This is a genomic window from Flavobacterium cheongpyeongense (genome assembly GCF_003202435.1).
Lineage (GTDB): Bacteria > Bacteroidota > Bacteroidia > Flavobacteriales > Flavobacteriaceae > Flavobacterium > Flavobacterium cheongpyeongense.
Genome location: NZ_QJHK01000016.1, coordinates 98,290 through 118,845, shown reverse-complemented (window position 1 = coordinate 118,845; position 20,556 = coordinate 98,290). Strand labels below are relative to the sequence as shown.

18 protein-coding genes are annotated in these 20,556 nt (G+C 33.6%); 13 read left to right on the top strand and 5 right to left on the bottom strand.

Features of this window, described 5'->3' with window-relative positions:
- Positions 1-23 precede the first annotated feature (23 nt).
- From DMB65_RS16870 to DMB65_RS16825, 10 genes are all read left to right on the top strand, one after another.
- A complete protein-coding gene (locus DMB65_RS16870; RefSeq protein WP_110307787.1) occupies positions 24-1,838 on the top strand; it encodes a phosphate ABC transporter substrate-binding/OmpA family protein in 1,815 nt (604 codons plus the stop codon).
- A 48-nt stretch (positions 1,839-1,886) separates the two neighbouring features.
- A complete protein-coding gene (locus DMB65_RS16865; RefSeq protein WP_110307786.1) occupies positions 1,887-2,657 on the top strand; it encodes an ABC transporter permease in 771 nt (256 codons plus the stop codon).
- A gap of 2 nt (positions 2,658-2,659) precedes the next feature.
- Entirely contained in the window at positions 2,660-3,490 is an 831-nt protein-coding gene (locus DMB65_RS16860; RefSeq protein WP_110307785.1) for an ATP-binding cassette domain-containing protein, read from the top strand.
- Between the two features lie 8 nt (positions 3,491-3,498).
- Positions 3,499-5,019: an AAA family ATPase gene (locus tag DMB65_RS16855; RefSeq protein WP_110307784.1), complete on the top strand. Its 1,521-nt coding sequence runs from the start codon at positions 3,499-3,501 to the stop codon at positions 5,017-5,019.
- A gap of 89 nt (positions 5,020-5,108) precedes the next feature.
- Positions 5,109-6,569: a lipopolysaccharide biosynthesis protein gene (locus DMB65_RS16850; RefSeq protein WP_110307783.1), complete on the top strand. Its 1,461-nt coding sequence runs from the start codon at positions 5,109-5,111 to the stop codon at positions 6,567-6,569.
- Positions 6,570-6,593: 24 nt separating this feature from the next.
- On the top strand, positions 6,594-7,028 hold the full coding sequence (dut, locus tag DMB65_RS16845) for a dUTP diphosphatase (RefSeq protein ID WP_110307782.1): 435 nt from the start codon (positions 6,594-6,596) through the stop codon (positions 7,026-7,028).
- 144 nt (positions 7,029-7,172) lie between these two features.
- Entirely contained in the window at positions 7,173-8,189 is a 1,017-nt protein-coding gene (locus DMB65_RS16840) for a sugar phosphate nucleotidyltransferase (RefSeq protein ID WP_110307781.1), read from the top strand.
- A gap of 33 nt (positions 8,190-8,222) precedes the next feature.
- Entirely contained in the window at positions 8,223-9,572 is a 1,350-nt protein-coding gene (locus tag DMB65_RS16835) for a tetratricopeptide repeat protein (RefSeq protein ID WP_110307780.1), read from the top strand.
- A 13-nt stretch (positions 9,573-9,585) separates the two neighbouring features.
- The gene (locus DMB65_RS16830) at positions 9,586-10,362 is read left to right on the top strand and encodes a DUF4292 domain-containing protein (protein WP_110307779.1); all 777 of its coding nucleotides are present in this window, start codon (positions 9,586-9,588) and stop codon (positions 10,360-10,362) included.
- Between the two features lie 23 nt (positions 10,363-10,385).
- Complete coding sequence (locus DMB65_RS16825; protein ID WP_110307778.1) at positions 10,386-11,660, top strand: murein hydrolase activator EnvC family protein; 1,275 nt, start codon at positions 10,386-10,388, stop codon at positions 11,658-11,660.
- A gap of 83 nt (positions 11,661-11,743) precedes the next feature.
- Here the strand turns inward: DMB65_RS16825 and DMB65_RS16820 are convergent, their stop codons facing one another.
- Genes DMB65_RS16820 through DMB65_RS16810 form a run of 3 tightly spaced genes read right to left on the bottom strand, consistent with a single transcriptional unit; the run spans position 11,744 to position 15,100 of the window.
- Positions 11,744-12,688, bottom strand: coding sequence for a transglutaminase family protein (locus DMB65_RS16820; protein ID WP_110307777.1), 945 nt, complete (start codon positions 12,686-12,688; stop codon positions 11,744-11,746).
- A gap of 4 nt (positions 12,689-12,692) precedes the next feature.
- Entirely contained in the window at positions 12,693-13,634 is a 942-nt protein-coding gene (locus DMB65_RS16815) for an alpha-E domain-containing protein (protein ID WP_110307776.1), read from the bottom strand.
- A 29-nt stretch (positions 13,635-13,663) separates the two neighbouring features.
- Positions 13,664-15,100, bottom strand: coding sequence for a circularly permuted type 2 ATP-grasp protein (locus DMB65_RS16810; protein ID WP_110307775.1), 1,437 nt, complete (start codon positions 15,098-15,100; stop codon positions 13,664-13,666).
- Positions 15,101-15,467: 367 nt separating this feature from the next.
- Here DMB65_RS16810 and rbfA point away from each other — a divergent pair, with 367 nt between their 5' ends.
- From rbfA to DMB65_RS16795, 3 genes are all read left to right on the top strand, one after another.
- Entirely contained in the window at positions 15,468-15,860 is a 393-nt protein-coding gene (rbfA, locus tag DMB65_RS16805) for a 30S ribosome-binding factor RbfA (protein WP_110307774.1), read from the top strand.
- Position 15,861: 1 nt separating this feature from the next.
- Positions 15,862-17,061 (top strand): ABC transporter permease, encoded by a 1,200-nt coding sequence (locus DMB65_RS16800; protein WP_110307773.1) that lies wholly within the window; start codon positions 15,862-15,864, stop codon positions 17,059-17,061.
- Positions 17,062-17,231: 170 nt separating this feature from the next.
- Positions 17,232-18,659: an MATE family efflux transporter gene (locus tag DMB65_RS16795; protein ID WP_110307772.1), complete on the top strand. Its 1,428-nt coding sequence runs from the start codon at positions 17,232-17,234 to the stop codon at positions 18,657-18,659.
- Positions 18,660-18,693: 34 nt separating this feature from the next.
- Here the strand turns inward: DMB65_RS16795 and DMB65_RS16790 are convergent, their stop codons facing one another.
- Entirely contained in the window at positions 18,694-19,356 is a 663-nt protein-coding gene (locus DMB65_RS16790; RefSeq protein ID WP_110307771.1) for an NYN domain-containing protein, read from the bottom strand.
- A gap of 146 nt (positions 19,357-19,502) precedes the next feature.
- Positions 19,503-20,495 (bottom strand): tRNA dihydrouridine synthase DusB, encoded by a 993-nt coding sequence (dusB, locus tag DMB65_RS16785; RefSeq protein WP_110307770.1) that lies wholly within the window; start codon positions 20,493-20,495, stop codon positions 19,503-19,505.
- Between the last annotated feature and the right edge of the window lie 61 nt (positions 20,496-20,556).

Below are 20,556 nucleotides of genomic sequence, written 5' to 3'. Positions count from 1 at the left end.
GTAAATTTAATTTTATACATAAAATGGGAAAAATTTTAAGAACAGAAAAGCTGACAACGTTTTCTGAATTAATTATCGTTATTGCCGGAATTGGTGCAATTTTAGGAGGGGTATATTATTTGTCTCCGGGAATTAAGACCGCTGTTTCGAAACAATTAAATGGTATTGATTTAAATCAGACAGATGTTAATAATGTTACTAATGCTGAAAAAATTGCACTGCCAACTACAGAACTATCTTCTGAGGTTGCAGGTAAACCTTTAGTAAGGATTGCAGGTTATGCCTGGAATGCTCAATCTGGAATTATCGTTTCTAATGGTGGGCCAAAAACAACCAAAGGTTCTTTGATGGAAAAAAACGGAGTTAATCTTGAGATTATCCGTCAAGACTGGCTTTCAGAATTGCGTAACATGCAAATGAAGTTTATTGAAGAGTTTGATAAAGGAGAGGCTTTTCCTACATCAGATAAAAGTGCTTTTGCAGTTATGATTATGGGAGATGGTGCGCCATTTTATATTAGTTCTGTTCAAAAATCATTAGACGAAAAATACGGAAAAGACAAGTACCACCTGCAAGTTATGGGTGTTGTGGGGATGAGTTACGGTGAAGATAAATTAATCGGACCACCAAACTGGAAATCAGATCCAAAATCGATGAAAGGTGCTGTAATTTCTGCAGTTCTTGGAGATGGTGACTGGGTTACAACGGTAAACTACTGTTTTGCAAACGGATTGAAAGTAAATCCAGATCCGGCAACCTATGATGCAGAAGCTGTAAATATTTATCCTTCAGAAAATGATGATTATATCAAATCGGCAGAAGAATTGATTAAATCTCAAACAACAGGATGGACTGTAACTTTGAAAGAAGTTGTAAATGGAAAATTAACTGGAAAATCTGTTAACAGAAAAATAGATGGTTGTGCAACATGGACTCCTGGAGACAAAACAGTTTTTGATAAACTTTCAGGTTTTGTAGATATTGTTTCAACAAAAGAGTTTAACAACCAAATGCCAACGGCACTTATAGGTGTAAAAGAATGGGCTGTAAAAAATCCGGAAATTGTTTCGAACATTTTAAAATCAGCATTAACAGCTTCTAACCAGATGAAAAATTACGAAGATTGGAAAGTGAGAGCTTCACAAGCCATTTCGGATACTTATAAAATGGAAACACCAGAGTATTGGTATAAAATGTTTAAGGGAGAACAAGGTACTAAGGGCGGTTTAACTTATAACATGGGTGGTTCAAAAGTATTCAACTATGCAGATGCAATGCAATATTTTGGATTGTCAGATGGTGTAAACAGATACAAATCAGTTTACAATCAGGTATCAGGATATTTAACAGAATTGAATCCGTTCGGGTTTAATGAAAATGTAGGTGCTGTAGTTCCTTATGATCAGGCAGTCAATTTATTTTTCTTGAAAAACATCAACGATATCGAATCGACTTCTGCAGATAAAGCAGATTATAGTAGCCAGGCGACAGAGGTTGTTGCTTCTGGAGAATGGAAAATTAATTTTAATACAGGAAGTGCCGAAATTTCTAATTCATCGGGTAAAGAGGTAGAAAAAATTTATAATCTTTTGGTGCAAGCCGAAAACACAAAACTGACCGTTGTAGGGCACACAGATAATGTTGGAAATGCATCTTCAAATTTAGCACTTTCAAAAAGTAGAGCGGAAGCTGTTGTAAATTATTTGAAACAAAAAGGAATTCCTGCCAGCCGTTTTCAAATGGTTGATGGAAAAGGTCAAAACGAACCAATAGCGAATAACAATTCTGAATCAGGAAAAGCGCTGAACAGACGTGTAGTCATTACGTTTTTAAAATAATAATTTCAATATTGAAGGCTATCTTTGGGTAGCCTTCTTCTATTAAATATGATAAAATATTTCACTCCCTTTGAAAGAATATCAAAGTTCCAAAAAACAACTATCTTAATAATTTGGCTGGTTCTTTTGATTATCCTTTGGTTTGTGACTACTGCTGGAGAAAAGCATTTATTTCCATCGCCAAGTCAGGTTCTAAAAGGTTTTATAGAGTTATACAATGAAGGACTGGTAGTACATATTTCCAATTCGCTACAACTCTGTTTTATTTCGATTTTTTTGGCCACCATAATTTCGTTATTTTTTGCTTACACCTGGCCAATTCCAGGATTAAAATCCATTGCTGAGTTTGTAACCAAATTTCGGTTTTTGCCTTTTACGGGACTTTCGTTTTATATCACGATGGTTATTCATGAAGCGAGAACGATGCAGGTTTGGATCTTAGTAATTTTCCTGACTACATTCCTGACCACATCTTTAATAGCTGTGATTAAGGATATTCCGCAAGAAGAATTTGATCATGCAAAAATGTTAAAATGCAACCGTTGGGAAGTACTTTGGCAGGTGATCATTCTGGGAAGATTAGATTATGTGATAGACGTCATTAGACAAAATCTGGCCATCACCTGGATGATGTTGGTTACTGTAGAATCTATTGTTGTGGCTTCAGGAGGATTAGGATTTTTAATAAAAAATTCTGATAAGTTCATGAACACGGGAAGAATTATAGCACTTCAAATCATTATTTTATTGATAGGACTTGGTTTAGATGCAGGAATAAATTTCTTAAGAAAAGTGCTATTTAGATATTCAAAAATATAAAGATGAAACACGAATATAAAGAGACGCTTTTATATGTTGAAAATCTTAGCGTTGCATATGATAATACTGTAATTATAAAAGACATCACTCTTGTTGAAAAAGATGTAGTGCGAGAAGGCATACATTGTACAGGACAAGTAGTTGCTTTTGTTGGAAGATCTGGTAGGGGAAAATCGACTTTTTTTAAAGCTTTGACTGGATTGGTTCCTTCAAATTCTGGAAAAATCTTAATAAGGGATTTTAAAAACAAAGAGCCCAATGCAGCCAAATCTGTTAAAGAAGGCGATATTGGTTTTGTCGATCAGAAGTATACTCTGTTCCGACATAAAACGGTTACAGAAGCTTTAAAATTTTCTTTGCGAAAAACAACGCTTTCAATTACTGAAAAGGAGGAAAAAATAAAAAAATACCTGCAAGAATGGGGCTTAGAAAATTGTGCAGACAAATATCCTAACGAACTTTCAGGAGGTCAAAGACAAAGAACAGCAATTCTTGAGCAGTTGTTTTCTTCGGATAAATTTATTGTTTTGGATGAACCTTTCTCAGGATTGGATGTTGGAAATATTGTAGAGGTAAAAAAATCTTTTGAGTTGCTAAGTGCTGCTTCAGATTTTAATACTGTTATTTTTTCTACTCATGATATTGAATTAGCGATTGAGTTGGCACAAACCATTTACGTTATTGGGCATCCAACCATTAATGGGAAAAAAGAAAATTATGGTACAATTGTGGCCAAATATGATCTAAGAGATATGGGATTGGCCTGGAAAGATTATTGTGAAGATCATCAAAAATTATCAAAAGAAATTATTCATCAAATGATGATTTCTTAAATTAAAATATGTCAAAAAAGAACAACCCAATATCGATTTTAGAAGAATCTTTTTTGTCTCTAAAAAAATATTTAGAAACAAATATAAATCATAATGAAGCCGTTTTTACGGCTTCATTTATTAATGATTTGCAAAAAGAAACACTTAATATCCTTGATATATGTAAGCTTTTAAATCAGGACTCAGATTTTATTCAAAAAATAAACAGTCATATTTCTTCTGAAGTTTCAAAAGGATTACTGCTTAAGGCAGAACATTTCTTTCTCTCTGATATCATACAACTTTATGAGAAGGAAACTCAAATAAAAAATGAAAAAGCACAATTTGTTCTGGCTTATTATTATGATGTTTTAAGAAACAAACATTTTGCTGATCAAAATTCGGTAAATGAGTTAAATGAGTTAATTTTTACAGAGGAATTTAAAAATCATTTTTTAAAAATTAAAGAAGAGAATAAGGTAGTACTAATAAACCAACAGGAAAATAAATATTTGTTGACTGAAATTTTGTTTCAAATTAAGCACAGCAAAGGAGAAGATATTCTAAATAAATATCAAAATTTCATTCTTTTTGCTTTTGATAAAATGTTTGATAAAGGTATGTTTATTAATTATTTAGGTCTAAATAAAGAAAAGGAGAATAAAAACCCATCTGAATTACAGGAAGAAGATTCACTTGAAAAAGTACTTGAAGAATTAAATCTTTTAGTAGGTCTAACAGAAGTGAAAAAAGATGTTGCAGAACTTATTAACTTATTAGAAATACAAAAAAAGAGATCACAACAAGGATTAAAGAATATCGAAATTACATTACATACTGTTTTTTTAGGACCTCCCGGAACCGGAAAAACTTCTGTAGCAAGGCTTTTAAGCAGGATTTTTAAACATTTAGGTTTTTTATCGAAAGGGCAAATGTTTGAAACAGACAGAGAAGGGCTGGTTGCAGGTTATGTAGGACAAACAGCCACAAAAGTTAACGCCGCTGTAGAATCAAGTCTGGGAGGTGTTTTATTTGTAGATGAAGCATATGGTTTAACACAGAATTTATCAGGGAATGATTATGGAGCAGAAGCAGTAAACACGTTACTTAAAAGAATGGAAGACCATCGTAATGATTTAGCAGTTGTTGTTGCAGGATATACAGAACCAATGCAGGTTTTTATTGAATCTAATCCGGGATTAAAATCTCGTTTTAACCGTTTTTTTCATTTTAAACATTTTACTCCAGCCGAATTATTTCAAATTTTTGAATCCTATTGTAAAAAATCTGATTTTATTGTTTCTGAGGAAGCAAAAGAAAAATTGACGGACACTTTCGAATTATTATATGCTGAAAAAAATGAAAGTTTTGGTAACGCCCGGACTGTGAGAAATTTGTTTGAGAAATGTGTTCAAAATCAGGCAAACAGAATTGTAAAACTCAAAAAGTTAAATGAAAAAGTCCTTAAAACATTTTCAGAAGAAGATATCCCTGAACCAAAAGAAACTCTAAAAAGTGTAAATTTCGAGACATATAATGAAAAAGCATAAATTCTTTATTGCCTTAATACCTTAGCGAATTCGATAATTATCTCAAAGAATTGGTTATTTTTGTTTTATAAACTTTATTACAAAAGATTTTGGGATTATATAAAAACCTATTCAAACAAACCGCCATTTACGGACTAGCAACCGTATTGCCCAGAATGCTAAGCTTTTTATTAGTGAGACTTTATACAGGGATTTTACCAACTGCTGAATATGGTGAAGTTTCTATTGTATTATCCTGGATGGTTTTCTTTAATGTGATACTTTCTTATGGAATGGAAACTGCTTTTTTTAGATTTTATAGCGCTGAGGATGATAAAAAGAATGTAATCGCCACAGCAACAATATCAATATTTTGGACTTCAATAGGATTTTTGTTTGCAGCTTTAATTTTTAGAAATACATTGGCTAACTGGGCTGAAGTTGATACACAATATGTCACTTACTCAGTGTGGATATTGGTTTTAGATGCTTTAGTTTTAGTTCCATTTTCTAAATTAAGGGCAAATCAGAGACCAATGGTGTATGCTGCCATAAAAATTGGAAATGTGATTATAAATCTTTTACTGAACATCTTTTTCTTATTGTATTTACCAAAATTGGCAGCTGAAAATCCAAATTCTGTTTGGGATAATTTATATGTTGAGAATTTCCAGATTGCCTATATTTTTATTGCAAATCTTCTGGCTAGTCTGGCCACGTTTATAGTTCTTTCTCCTAATTATCTTTCATTAGGAAGAAGATTTGATCCTGTGCTTTGGAAAAAAATGATGAAATACGGCTTACCAATTTTAGTCGCAGGAATTGCATTTGCTGTAAACGAGCATTTTGATAAAATTCTACTGGGTTATTTATTACCAGAAAATCTTGCAAAGTCAGAAGTAGGAGCGTATTCTGCCTGTTATAAATTAGGTTTATTTATGGTATTGTTTGCAACAGCTTTCAGACTGGGGATAGAACCTTTCTTTTTTAGTCATGCAAAAAATGAAAATGCCCCACAAACGTATGCTGTTATCACTAAATATTTTGTTATTTTAGGATCACTGATTTTATTAGGGGTTATTGTTTTTGCTGATATTTTAAAATTCCTTTTACTGGATAATAAATCCTATTGGGAAGCAATGAAAGTAGTTCCTTTGATTATTTTGGCCAATTTTTTTCTGGGTATTTATAATAATTTGTCTGTTTGGTATAAGTTGACAGACAAAACAAAAATTGGAGCCTATATTTCTATTGTTGGTGCTATTGTAACATTACTTTTAAATTATTTATTGATTCCAAAATATAGTTATTACGGATCAGCAATTGCAACAATTTCAGCTTACGGGAGCATGATGCTGATTTCTTATGTTTTGGGAAATAAATATTATCCCATACCCTATGATATGAATAAAATTGGAGCTTATTTAGGAATTTCAATTGCATTTTCAGCTATTTCTTTTTATTGGTTCAGAGAAAATTATTTTATTGGAATACCACTTTTATTAGCATTCATTTATTTTATTTATCATAACGAAAAAGACACTATCAAAGGAATTATGAATAAAAAATAATGCCTTTTAACCTTAAAAATTAAAATGAAAATACAAATTATCAATAAATCACAGCACGACTTGCCAAATTACGAAACCATTGCTTCGGCAGGGATGGATTTACGTGCCAATTTAACTGAGGCAATCAGTTTAAAACCATTAGAAAGAACCATTGTAAAAACAGGACTTTTTATTGAGTTGCCAGTTGGTTATGAAGCACAGGTTAGACCAAGAAGTGGTCTGGCGGCTAAAAAAGGGGTAACGGTTTTAAATTCTCCGGGAACTGTAGATGCTGATTACAGAGGTGAAATAGGGGTGATTTTAGTGAATTTATCAAACGAAGATTTTATAATCGAAAACGGAGAGCGAATTGCACAATTAATTATTGCCAAACACGAAAGAGCCGAATGGATTGAAGTTGAAGAATTATCAGAAACTTCAAGGGGCGAAGGCGGATTTGGAAGCACAGGCGTGAAATAATTTTCAGTTATCTGTTTTAGTTTATGCTAAAGTAAGTAGATAAAGCTTAGTTTGCACATTGAAAAACCTTTAACTTTTGCCTTTAAAATTTGAACCAAACCAAGGAGATTTTTCAAGTCTTCCCATAAAAAAATAAATACAAAAATGAAAATAATCGTTCCAATGGCAGGTCGCGGATCGAGACTACGACCTCATACTTTAACAGTTCCAAAACCATTAATTCCTGTTGCAGGAAAATCAATCGTTCATCGTTTGGTTGAAGACATTGCCAAAATATTAAAACAACCGATAGAAGAGGTTGCTTTTATTTTAGGTGATGAAGCTTTTTTCGGAGATGATGTTGTCTCAAGTTTGCAGGATTTAGCTCAGGGCTTAGGGGCAAAAGCATCCATTTATCGTCAGGATTTACCATTAGGTACCGGACATGCCATTATGTGCGCCAAAGATTCTCTATCCGGACCAGCAGTAATTGCCTATGCAGATACTTTAATCAGAGCCGATTTTGAACTTGATCCGGCTGCTGATTCTGTAATTTGGGTAAAACAAGTTGATCAGCCGGAGGCATTTGGTGTAGTAAAATTAAACCAGAATAATGAAATTATAGAATTGGTTGAAAAACCAAAAGAATTTGTTAGTGATTTAGCCGTTATCGGTATTTATTATTTTAAAGAAGTTGGGGATCTTAAAAAAGAACTTCAGAGCGTTTTAGACAATAATATTCAAAATGGAGGCGAGTATCAGATCAATGACGGAATCAAGGCAATGATGGCTAACGGAAAAGTTTTCAAAACCGGAAGCGTAGACGAATGGATGGATTGCGGAAATAAAGATGTAACCGTTGAAACGAATACCAGAATGTTAGGATTTTTGCACAATGACGGAGAACATTTAGTAGATTATAATGTGACTTTAGAAAATTCTACAATTATTCCGCCTTGTTATATTGGAGAAAATGTAGTATTGAAAAATACAACTGTTGGTCCAAATGTATCTTTAGGAAAAGGCACACATGTAGAAAACAGTACCATTAAAAACAGTTTGGTTCAAACCAATTCGCATATAAAAAATGCAGATTTAGATAATGCAATGATTGGTAACCATGTTAGTTATAATGGTAAATTTAGCAGTATCAGTATAGGCGATTACTCTGTTTTAGAATAAAAAATGGTAATTTATAATGAAATTATGTAAATGATGAAAAAAAGTGTTTTGGTAATTTTATTCTTCGTTTTGCTTGGCAATTCAGTTTCGGTTATGGCACAGACAGAACCCGAAGATATTGCTATGGCGACCGATGAATATCAGGACTCATTTTATGAATCATTAAAACAGAAAGGAATTGAAAATTATGATAAAGCGATTATTTCGTTAGAAAAATGCATCAAATTAAAACCCAATGATGCCGTAGCCTATTTTGAACTGGGCAAAAATTATTTAAAGTTGAAGGAGTATCCGGATGCTCAAAAATCATTTGAGAAAGCGATTCAGCTTGACCCCAAAAACAAATGGTATTGGTTAGGGGTTTACGATGTGAGTTTTGAAACCAAAAATTATCCTCTGGCAATTGAAACGATTCAGAAAATTATTCCGTTTGATGAAGAGTACAAAGACGACCTGATTTCGTTGTATATGATTATCAATCAATATGAAAAGGCGCTTTTGACAATCAATGAAATGAATGATAAATATGGAAAATCGGAAGATCGTGAGAGATATAAACAGCAGATTTTATCTCAGGGGAAATATCAAAATACCGAGATAGACAATTTACTCAATCAGATAAAACAAAATCCAAAAGTAGAATCTAATTATGTTAACCTGATTTTTTTATATTCAAAAACATCAGAAACAGATAAAGCTTTGGATGTTGCAAAACAGCTGGCGAAAGAAATCCCAACATCAGAATGGGCACAGTTAAGTTTGTTCAAAGGATATTTAGATCAAAATCAGGCAGACAAAGCAATAAAAGCAATGAATTTTATTTTATCGAGTCCAAAAATGGATTCTAAAATTAAGCATAGAACACTAAATGAATTTTTGATTTATGTGAATAAAAATCCGCAATATGGTCCTGATTTAGAAAAAGCGATTGGCTATTTTGATAATGATCCAAATGTTGATGTTGCCAAAGAAATTGGAAAATTTTACCATAGTAAAAACCAATTTGAAAATGCTATTAAGTATTATGAAAAAAAACTAAAAGCAAATTCAGATACAGATCGTGAAACAAATTTGCTTTTGCTTGAAGCGTATTCACAAACAAAACAATTTGAGCCAATGACTAAAAGAGCGATGACCATGATTGAAGTTTACCCAAGTCAGCCGCAATTTTATTATTATGCAGGATTAGGAAGTAATCAATTGAAGCAATTTAAAAATGCAAAAACCGTTTTAGAAATGGGACTCGATTATGTAGTGGATGATAAAAAGCTTGAAGCAGATTTTAATGTTCAGCTTGGAGAGGCTCATAATGGGTTAGGAGATGCGAAGAAAAAAGAGGAATATTTTTTGAAAGCAAATGAGCTATTAAAACAAAAAAAGTAAAGATTACATTCAGATGAAAAAATATATAGCAATACTATTACTAACAATTTTTATGGTTTCGTGTAAATCGAAACAGGTTGCAGTACAAAATAATAATACAGAAACGGCAGTCAAAATTGATAACAAAATTATAGAAAAACATTACGAAAACAAATTAGATTTTTCTACCTTATATATCAAAGCAAGTGCAAAGTATGAAGATGAAAAGCAGAGTCAAAATGTAACAGCCGAGATTAAAATTAAAAACAATGAACAAATTTTAGTAAGTGTTCGCTTTTTAGGAATAACGATGGCAAAGGCATTGATAACACCTACAACAGTAAGCTATTACGAAAAAATAAATGGTACTTATTATGAAGGTGATTTTACAAGTTTAAGCAAATGGCTTGGAACGGAACTGGATTACAGTAAAGTTCAAAATCTATTGGTTGGAGAAGCTTTAGATGATCTAAGAAAAGAAAAATATACACAAACAATTGTAGAAAATCTTATTCGTTTAGAAGATGAAAAAGAAGAAACTATAAAAAAAACTTTCTTTTTGGAACCTGAAAAATATTTGCTGCAAAAAGAGCAAATTTCTCAAGCTGCAGAAAACAGAATGTTAGAAATTAAATATTCTGACAACAAGGTATTTAGTCAGGGAATACTCCCAACGAGTATTGAAATCAATGCGATTCAGCCAAAAGGGAAAACCGACATTAATTTAAATTACAATACAATTTCGTTCAATGAAGAACTTTCTTTTCCTTATAGTGTTCCCAGTGGCTATAAAGAAATTATAATTAAGTAAATTTGCAAAAAGATATCAGAAAAATGCCAAAATTTCTACTAAGCCTAATTTTTATGTGCGCCACAACTTTTTTGTGGGCACAGGACTCGCAACAAGAAAAGCTGGAGTTGCGAAAAGCCCAGATTCAACAGGAAATCAGAGATAACGAAAAAATGCTGCAATCTGTAAAGAAAAAAGAAAAATCAGCAGTGAATGTTTTTTTGATTCAGCAAAACAAAATTAAGCTGAAAGAAAAACTGATTAATACTACTGCTAAGCAAGAAAGGCTTTTAAGCAACGACATGTATATTAATCAACTTAAAGTAAATAAACTTAAAAGAGAATTGGCAGTCCTGAAAGAAGATTATTCTAAAATGATCCTCAAATCATACAAAAGCCGTTCAGAACAAAGCAGAGCGATGTTTATCCTGTCTTCAGAAAGTTTTTTGCAAGCTTATAAGAGAGCACAATATTTAAAACAATATACCAATTTCAGGAAAAACCAAGGTTTAGAAATTCAGTCTAAAACAGCAGAATTAGTTGACTATAATGCTAAATTAGATGGACAGCGACAGGTAAAGAAAAAAATCATTGCTGAAAATCAAAAAGAAAAACAAAGTTTAGAAATTGAAAAGAAAGAACAGCAAAAGTTAGTGAATTCGATTAAAAAAGATAAAAATAAAATTATTGCCGATACTAAAGCAAAACAGAAAGAGTCGAAAGCAATTGATGCAAAAATTAAACAATTAATTCGTGCAGCAATTGCTGAAGCCAATAGAAAAGCGGAAGAAGAAAGGCGCAAAAGAATAGCAGAAGGTAAAGCCACTGAAAGTAGTGAACCAGCTCCAGCTAAAAGTTATTCATCAGACAGAATTGCTTTAACACCAGAAGGCAAAATTTTAGCAGCTGACTTTAAAGCAAACAGAGGAAAATTACCATGGCCGGTAGAAAAAGGATTTATATCTCTTGGTTATGGAGATCAGCCACATCCGTTATATCCGTCACTGACAGTTCATAATTCAGGAATAGAGATTACTACTGAGCAAGGAGCAACAGCGCGTTCCGTATTTGAAGGAGTGGTCTCAAAAGTTATAGCATTGTCTCCTGTAAACAGAGCTGTTTTTATTCAGCATGGAGATTACTTTACTGTTTATCAAAACCTAAGTTCGGTATCTGTTGAGCAAGGAGATAAAGTAAAAGTAAAACAAAGCATTGGGAAAGTAAGAACGAGCGGTGATACAGGTAAAACAATCATTAAATTTTTGATTCTTCAAAATACATCAAATAATAATCCGGAGGGATGGTTGCAAAACAGGTAAAATAGACTGCCCCCAAAAAGTTAGACACTTACTGGGGGCATTTTTATGAGTAGAAAATCAAGTATGATATGGATTTGAAATTGTCATTGTTGTTGTTGCAATTGATCCATATAGTTTAATTGCTCTTCAACTTTTGAGGAAACTTCCTGTAGCTTTACATCATTTATTTCTTCAAATTGTCTTCCGTCTTCATAGCCTATAGATACACAAACAGAGAGCGTTTGTCTTGCAAGTCCTTTAAAAGTGCCTTTTACAGGTGTACAATCACCAAAATTCCGGCCTGTTGAAAGACGCACATGATTGTCCATTGTCCAGATATTATTGGTTGGGTCTAAGCCTAACCACCCCTGAGTTGGAGTATAAACTTCTACCCATGCATGGGTAGCACCTTCGCCTCTAAGGCCACTTTCATTGGGGCAAATATAACCGCTCACATATCGGGAAGGAATACCCGCTGTACGTAAAAGATGTAGCAGAATATGGGCAAAATCCTGACAAACCCCTTTTTTAAGCATTAAAATTTCATCAACTGTTGTTTCAATATTGGTAATTCCTTTCGTGTACGTAAAGTTTTCAAAAACATAGGCATTGCATTGTTGCGCAATTTCAATTATAGATTTATTTTCGGGGTCTATTTTTTCTAATATGCTTTCAATTTCTGCCTGTTTTTCGATTTTATCAATGTAGCAGAGGCGCAATAATAAGATGCTTTTTTCTTTTTCTGCCTGGATATCTTTTACGGAAGTGGAATCTATTTGCGGAATTTTAAGCGAATGATTTACCCGAACCAGCATTCTGGATTCAATAGTCATTTCGGTATGACTTTCTAAAACATTAAAATTTCCAACACGGTTTCCATAATAATCCTGAGAAATATCAACATTTGGTGCATGTGTTATTAAAAGCTGGTATTGTAATACTTCCTGATTATCAAAATGATGCGGGAACAAACGGATTTCGTTTATACTTTCTTTTATGGGATAATTATATTGGTATTTAGTAATGTGAACTATTTTGAAAAGTGCCATATAGTTAGGTGTAAGAAAAGAATAATTTTGAAAAATCGGTTGAAAACTGAATTAACTGGTTTTTGGTATTTCGCAAAACTTCCTCGAGTTCCTGATTGGTTAAATGTTGATAATCTGTAAATTCAATATAACTTTTTAAACGGCCAAACTGGTTCATTAATGTTCGTGCTTCGCTTAAATTACTATCTTTAAATAAACAATCTAAGTAAGTATTAATGAAATCCAGGGTGTAGATAACAGAGTGCGCAAAATCCATATTAAAAATTACCTGATGCACTACTTTTCTGTTATGAGAAATATTACTGTAACTTTTTAGGTATAATTCATATCCGGAAAGGGACAGTAATAATCGTCGCCAATACATCAAATCTTCCTCGCCTTCAAGATTATAATGGATGGGAGCAAAGTAAGCCTGAGTCATTGATATGGTCTGCAGGCATCTTTCGATATGTTTGCCTATGCTCGAAAAACACCAGCCTAAACCACGTGGCATCGTAACCTGCAGGATTCCGTTGTAGAGCAGTAAATCTTTATTGAGTTTTGTAATGACATTCAAGGCATCAGAGGTTTCTAGTTTTTTCGGCAAATCCGGGGAGTTCATAAAATGGTACATCGAATTAATGTGTTCCCACAATTCTTTGGTTATTTTATCCTGGGAACCTCTGGCATTTTCGCGTGCTTTTATCACTAAATTTTTTACCGAGTTATCATTTTGATTATCGCAGATTATGTATTTTAAAACATGAGGTGTGTCATATTGTATGGAATGAATTTTAGCCTGAGACAAACTGGTATAATATTCTAAGAGCGGTTTGTATCCCTGAGAATCATTAATTTCTTTGTCGAAAGACAAAATATAGGAAGTGTTTAAGGTAAGTAACATTCCGTCTGTTCTTTCCATATATCGGTTAAGCCAAAACATTCCATCAGCAACTCTACTAAGCATATCTTTTAATTTTAGAATTGTTTATAAATTTATTTAATAATCCAGGTGTCTTTACTTCCGCCACCCTGTGAGGAGTTGACAACCAAAGAACCTTCTGTGAGCGCCACTCGTGTTAAACCGCCGGGAACAATCTGGATTCCTTTAGGACCGCATAAAGCATAAGGCCTTAAATCAACATGGCGCAGTTTAAGTTGTCCGTCAATCAAGCAAGGAACAGTACTGAGCTGAATAATGGGCTGTGCAATAAAATTTCGGGGATTGTCAATAATGGCAATTTTGGCTTTGTCCATTTCTTCCTGAGTTGCTTTGTTCCCCATAATCATTCCGTAGCCGCCACTTTGATTCGTTTCTTTGATAACCATGTTTTCCATGTTGGCAAAAACATGTTCGCGTTCGTCTAAATTTTCCATGCGATAGGTCGGAACATTTTTTAGAATTGGTTCTTCGTTCATATAATATTTAATCATATCCGGAACGTATGCATAAATAGCTTTGTCATCTGCAACCCCATTTCCAACAGCATTTACTAACGCAACATTTCCTTGACGGTAAGCACTAATCAGTCCGGGAACACCCAGAGCACTGTCAGGCTTAAAAACTAAAGGATCAAGATATTCATCATCGAGACGACGGTAAATTACATCGACTTGCTGCAATCCCGAGGTAGTTTTCATGTACACTTTACTATTGTTAACCACCAAATCCCGACCTTCAACAAGCGGAATTCCCATTTGTCGTGCGAGATAGGTATGTTCGTAATAGGCCGAATTATAAACGCCGGGAGTAAGCAAAACTACGTTTGGGTTTGATATATTTCGGGGAGAAAGGGAAATTAATATGCTGTGAAAAATCATTGGGTAATTACTGACCATACTCACATGGTTCGATGAAAGCATATCCGGAAAAATTCTTTTGGTGATTTCACGGTTTTCCAGCATATAGCTCACTCCGCTTGGGCAACGCAAATTATCTTCCAAAACATAAAATTCTCCTTTAGCACCCCTGATCAAATCGATTCCTGCAATATGCACATGAATGTTGTGAGGCACTTTTATTCCCTGTACTTCCTGAATATAATGCGGGCATGAAGCAATTAATCCTGCCGGAATTATTCCCTCTTTTACAATGTTCTGATCATTATAAATGTCTTCCAAAAATAAATTTAATGCCAGTAAACGTTGTTTGATTCCTGATGCTACTTCCAGCCAATCTTCCTGTGTGATAATCCTCGGAATAATATCAAACGGAAATATTCTTTCGATACCTTTATCATCATCACTGTAAACCGTAAAAGTAATTCCCTGATTCATAAATAAATCAGAAGCCTGTTTTTGCTTATTGGTCAAAGTTTTGTGATTCAACCCTTGTAAAGTTTGAAAAACCTGACGATAAGAATCCCGAACGCCTTTGTTAGAAAACATTTCATCCCAGCCATTATGATTTAAACTTGGTGCTAATTTTGCCATATTTGAATTATTGAATAAATATCATTTTAAATGATTTAATGAAAAATATTTACTTTTTTAATCCAAAATACAAATTTTAAAGTGATTTATGGCTATTTTTAACAATAATAATGTAATTTATGTAAAATTCCTTTTTTGAGGTTTTAATTTTGAAAATTTTATTTTTTAAGACTATGTTTTTTTGAGATTTGATATTCCTAAAAAATACTTTCAGGTTATTTAATTGCAGTTGTTAAAAAGTAAACCTGCAGCTTACAGCACTCCAAATAATGGAAATTAGATGAAAGCAAAATTAATCGCGTAAAAATCATTTGATTGTTGAATATGAAATTGCATCGATTGAATTTAAAAATAGTATTTTTGCAGTATGGAAACAAATAGACAGAAAAAAATAGGCGGTGTCATCCAAAAAGATCTGGTTGATATCTTGCAAGGTGAAGTGAGAAAAAACGGAATTAATAATTTAGTAATTTCGGTATCCAAAGTAAGTGTAACTTCAGATTTATCTGTAGCGACAGTATATTTAAGTATTTTTCCACAAGAAAAAGCAAAGGAAACTTTAGAGGGAATAAAATCCAATACTACTTTAATAAAGCACGACTTATCTCAGCGTGTTCGTTTGCAATTGCGTCGTGTACCAAACCTGGTATTTTTCATCGATGACTCTTTAGATTATATCGAAAAAATAGATAACGCATTAGCAGGAAAAGAGAACCCAATCGAAAATCCTGATCTTTTAGAAAAAAGAAGAAAATTATAAATTGAACTTCCCCCTCTACATAGCCAAACGTTATATTTTTAGCAGAAGCAGAAACAATGCTATCACTATTATCAACCGCATTGCCAGTATGGGAATTATTGTTGGTACAATGGCTTTGTTTGTGGTTTTGTCCGTATTTAGCGGGTTGAAAGTTTTCAGTCTTTCCTTTACGAATGAAATTGACCCTGATTTAAAAATGACCAGCACGTATGGAAAATCATTTTTGATTACACCTGATCACGAAAATCAAATTAAAAAAATTGAAGGAGTTGCTTCTTATACTAAAAGTATTGAGGAGCGTGTTTTATTTTTGTTTAAAGATAAACAACAGGTTACGTATTTAAAAGGTGTTGACAGTCTGTATCCTGTGGTGAACGATATCAAAAAAAAGCTTTTTAATGGTCTATGGTTAAAACCGGATACCTATCAGGTAGTAATTGGCTATGGAATTGCACAGGATTTTTCTATGGGAATTCTGGATTTTGAAAACCCGTTGCAGATATTTGCTCCAAAACCCGGAAAAGGGGCAATCGAAAATCCCGAAGAAGCGTTTAATAAAACAGATGTACTGCCTGTTGGAATTTATTCTATAAGCGAAGAACTGGATTCTAAATATGTGTTTACAGATTTAGGTCTGGCACAGGAACTATTAATGTATAAACCCAATCAGATTTCAGGAATCGAATTCAAATTAAAGCCAAATGCGGATGAAGAATCCGTTAAATTGCAACTGAGAAATATTTTCAATAATAAAATTACGCTGAAAAACAGAGCTGAGCTTAATGAATCATTATATAAAATGCTCAATACTGAAAATATTGTCGTTTATCTGATATTTACCCTTGTCATAATTGTGGCACTTTTTAATTTGGTTGGCGCCTTAATTATGATGATTTTAGAAAAGAAAGGAAACTTAAAAACCCTTTTTAATTTAGGTACTGAAATTAATCATCTGCGAAAAATATTTTTACTTCAGGGAACTTTACTGAGCGTGTTTGGAGGTTTGGCAGGTCTTGTTTTGGGAATCATTCTAGTACTACTGCAGCAGCAATATGAACTAATTATGATTACGCCAACCTTGGCATATCCGGTGGTCTTCTCATTCGAAAACATACTTATCGTGATGGCAACCATCATTACGCTTGGTTTTGTAGCATCCTTAATTGCCAGCAGCCGTGTCAGTAAAAAATTACTGAATTAATATTTCTTCCTGAAAAATACTTATATTTACCACCTTAAAAATCTACAGCATATGATTGTTTCTGCCTAATCCTAATTTTATTTTTAGAATAATTTAGGATACTTACGCTTTTTACTTTTCAGTTCAGATTACTACATCTGAACCAATTTTATCATTTATCCTAAAAAATCATGACAGAAACAACCATACACAAAAGTTTATTTTCTAAAATTTTTACCACATTAAAACAAGCGCTAAAAGGCGACGAATCATTTGATTATACATCGGGAAGCATCAAAAAAGCAGTAATTCTATTGGCCATTCCGATGGTTTTGGAAATGATGATGGAGTCCGTTTTTGCATTAGTCGATTTATATTTTGTTGGACATTTGGAAAACAGCAGTTTAGCGATTCAGACTGTTGGATTAACAGAATCAGTGCTCACTATTATATATTCTTTAGCCATCGGAATGAGCATGGCAGCAACAGCAGTTGTGGCAAGACGAATTGGAGAAAAAGATCCAGTTGCTGCCGCAAAAGCCGGAATGCAGGCCATCATTATTGCTTTTGCAGTCAATAGTGTAATGAGTATTTTGGGTGTAATTTATGCCAAAGATATTCTGATTTTAATGGGAGCATCTCTTGAAGCTGCAGAACATGGTTATAGATTTACACAAATTATGATTGGAAGCAGTTTGTGTATTATGCTTTTGTTCTTAATCAACGGAATATTTCGGGGTGCGGGAAATGCAGCGATAGCCATGAAAAGCCTTTGGATAGCCAATATCTGCAATATCATTTTATGCCCGATTCTGATTAATGGTTTAGGATCTGTTCCAGCTTTTGGATTAGTAGGAGCAGCCTTGGCCACAACTATAGGGCGAAGCATTGGAGTTTTGTATCAGGTATACCGTTTGTTTTTTGGAAATGGAGTTTTGAAAATTAAAATGGCGTATTTCGCACCGGATTTCAAACAAATAAAAGCTTTGATAAAAATTGCAGCTCCCGGGATTTTACAATTTGTAATTGCATCCTGCAGCTGGATTTTCTTAGCACAGTTAGTTGCCACAACTGGTGGCGATCACGGTTCTGCAGGTTATCAGACAGCACTTCGAATTATGATGTTTTTTATTCTTCCGGCTTGGGGATTGAGTAATGCTGCGGCAACTTTGGTGGGACAAAATCTTGGTGCCAAACAAATTGAGCGTGCCGAAAAATCAGTTTTTACGACTGCGAAATACAATGTGATTTTTATGGCCACTATTATGATTATTTCATTGTGTTTTGGCAAATACATTGTTTCTTTTTTTACAAACGACGAAATGGTTAGAACATTCGCTGCTCAAGCTTTACAAATTATGAGTGCCGGATTTGTTTTCTACGGAATCGGAATGGTTTTGATCAATACGTTCAATGGGGCAGGAGATACCTGGACACCAACCGGAATTAACTTTTTCGGGTTTTGGCTGTTCCAGATTCCATTGGCTTATGTACTGGCAAAACATTTTAATATGGGGCCGACAGGCGTTTTTATTGCAATTCCGGTTGCTGAAACAGCTATAACTTTAGCAGGAATCTTTTTCTATAAAAGAGGAAAGTGGAAAAGTATTGAGGTATAAATTATGCTAATATTAGAAATATAATTAAAAACAACTATTTTTTCCAATCACTTGGTCTTGTGTAAGTTTTCGTTTCATTTTTTACTTCGAATTGCATTTTTGCATTTTTAAATTTATCTTCATGATTCTCAAGATAAACAACTGTTTTAAATAATGATTTTAATTCATTCGACTTTCTATCAGGGGGGAAATATAATTTTGTTTTAATGTGTGGAAACTTTTGATTTATAAATTTGATAGTAGACACTTGATCACTATCCGCAGTAATTAAAACTATAATATCGACGTCATTATTTATACAATCACCGATCATGTGTAATGCTATATTTACATCAGTACATTTTTCTTCAGGGACCTTAAAGTTTTCTTTACAGGTTGCTTGGCAATCTATGAATTTATCAGCATAATGACCATTAACAACTTCAAAAATAGAACCGTTAGTAATTTTATTAGCTCCAAATAAAGCACTTTGTTTGCTTTTCTTTAATTTATTTATGGGTGGTGCGGTAAAATATTTTACTTTGTGTAAAATTTGATTGTCATGTGCAAAAACAAACTGTGTACAAAGTTTGACAAAATCAATCCAAAAATAGTTTTTCCAATCAGGATGTGATCCCGTATAAGATTTAAATCCGTGATAAAAGTTAAACCCATCAAAGTAAAAGACTACTTTTTTATTTTTAATTTCTTCTGACATAGATATAAAAAAAAAGCTCCCAGTAGGAGCAGGTTCATAATACTGAGATTATGAGGTGGCGTTAATTATAATGCAAATATATAAAAATATTTGAATTCAACAAAATTTCTAAGTCTAATAATTGATTAAATTATATTAAGTATTTTCTAAACAAACTCATATCCCGCATAAACCTGTTCGATTTCTTTCATAATTGCGAATAAATTTTCAGGTTCATCAGTAGTAACTAGTTTTTGTTTGAATTCTTTAAAAGAGTGAATTCCTTTGAAATAATTGGTGTAATGACGACGCATTTCTACAATTCCCAAACGTTCCCCTTTCCAGTCCATAGACCATTGCAAATGATTTCGGGCTGCTTCAACACGGTCAATAACCGTTGGAGCAGGCAAGTGCTCGCCTGTTTTAAAGAAATGTTTGATTTCATTAAAAATCCACGGATAGCCAATGGCAGCACGACCAATCATGATCCCGTCAATACCGTATTCGTTTTTATATTGTAATGCTTTTTCCGGACTGTCGATATCACCGTTTCCAAAAATCGGCATTGTAATTCTTGGGTTGTTTTTTACACGTGCAATATGCGACCAGTCGGCGTGGCCTTTGTACATTTGTGCGCGGGTTCTGGCGTGAATGGTCAAAGCCTGAACACCAATATCCTGAAGCCTTTCAGCAACTTCATCAATATTAATCGAACTTTCATCCCAGCCCAAACGTGTTTTTACGGTAACAGGCAAATCGGTACTTCTAATAACGGCTTTGGTTAAACGTACCATCAAATCAACATCTTTCAAAACACCAGCGCCGGCACCTTTGCAGACTACTTTTTTTACGGGGCAGCCAAAATTAATATCGACTAAATCAGGTTTTACGGTGGAAACAATTTTGGACGAAAGTGCCATTGCTTCTTCATCTCCACCAAAAATCTGAATTCCAACCGGACGTTCATAATCAAAAATATCCAGTTTCATTCGGCTTTTTATAGCGTCACGAATTAATCCTTCTGATGAAATAAATTCAGAATACATCATGTCAGCACCATGCGTTTTGCATAATCTGCGAAACGGCGGATCGCTTACGTCTTCCATCGGTGCGAGTAATAAAGGAAATTCGGGTAATTCTATGTTGCCAATCTTGACCATCTTCACTATTTTGTGCAAAATTACAACATTTAGTTTAATTCACAGCAAAACAATTAATAAG

Excerpts from the sequence above, each read along its gene's own strand:
- DMB65_RS16870 (WP_110307787.1), top strand. The coding sequence starts at position 24 with ATGGGAAAAATTTTAAGAACAGAAAAGCTGACAACGTTTTCTGAATTA.
- DMB65_RS16865 (WP_110307786.1), top strand. The coding sequence starts at position 1,887 with ATGATAAAATATTTCACTCCCTTTGAAAGAATATCAAAGTTCCAAAAA.
- DMB65_RS16860 (WP_110307785.1), top strand. The coding sequence starts at position 2,660 with ATGAAACACGAATATAAAGAGACGCTTTTATATGTTGAAAATCTTAGC.
- DMB65_RS16855 (WP_110307784.1), top strand. The coding sequence starts at position 3,499 with ATGTCAAAAAAGAACAACCCAATATCGATTTTAGAAGAATCTTTTTTG.
- dut (WP_110307782.1), top strand. The coding sequence starts at position 6,594 with ATGAAAATACAAATTATCAATAAATCACAGCACGACTTGCCAAATTAC.
- DMB65_RS16840 (WP_110307781.1), top strand. The coding sequence starts at position 7,173 with ATGAAAATAATCGTTCCAATGGCAGGTCGCGGATCGAGACTACGACCT.
- DMB65_RS16835 (WP_110307780.1), top strand. The coding sequence starts at position 8,223 with ATGAAAAAAAGTGTTTTGGTAATTTTATTCTTCGTTTTGCTTGGCAAT.
- DMB65_RS16830 (WP_110307779.1), top strand. The coding sequence starts at position 9,586 with ATGAAAAAATATATAGCAATACTATTACTAACAATTTTTATGGTTTCG.
- DMB65_RS16825 (WP_110307778.1), top strand. The coding sequence starts at position 10,386 with ATGCCAAAATTTCTACTAAGCCTAATTTTTATGTGCGCCACAACTTTT.
- DMB65_RS16820 (WP_110307777.1), bottom strand. The coding sequence starts at position 12,688 with ATGGCACTTTTCAAAATAGTTCACATTACTAAATACCAATATAATTAT.
- DMB65_RS16815 (WP_110307776.1), bottom strand. The coding sequence starts at position 13,634 with ATGCTTAGTAGAGTTGCTGATGGAATGTTTTGGCTTAACCGATATATG.
- DMB65_RS16810 (WP_110307775.1), bottom strand. The coding sequence starts at position 15,100 with ATGGCAAAATTAGCACCAAGTTTAAATCATAATGGCTGGGATGAAATG.
- rbfA (WP_110307774.1), top strand. The coding sequence starts at position 15,468 with ATGGAAACAAATAGACAGAAAAAAATAGGCGGTGTCATCCAAAAAGAT.
- DMB65_RS16795 (WP_110307772.1), top strand. The coding sequence starts at position 17,232 with ATGACAGAAACAACCATACACAAAAGTTTATTTTCTAAAATTTTTACC.
- DMB65_RS16790 (WP_110307771.1), bottom strand. The coding sequence starts at position 19,356 with ATGTCAGAAGAAATTAAAAATAAAAAAGTAGTCTTTTACTTTGATGGG.
- dusB (WP_110307770.1), bottom strand. The coding sequence starts at position 20,495 with ATGGTCAAGATTGGCAACATAGAATTACCCGAATTTCCTTTATTACTC.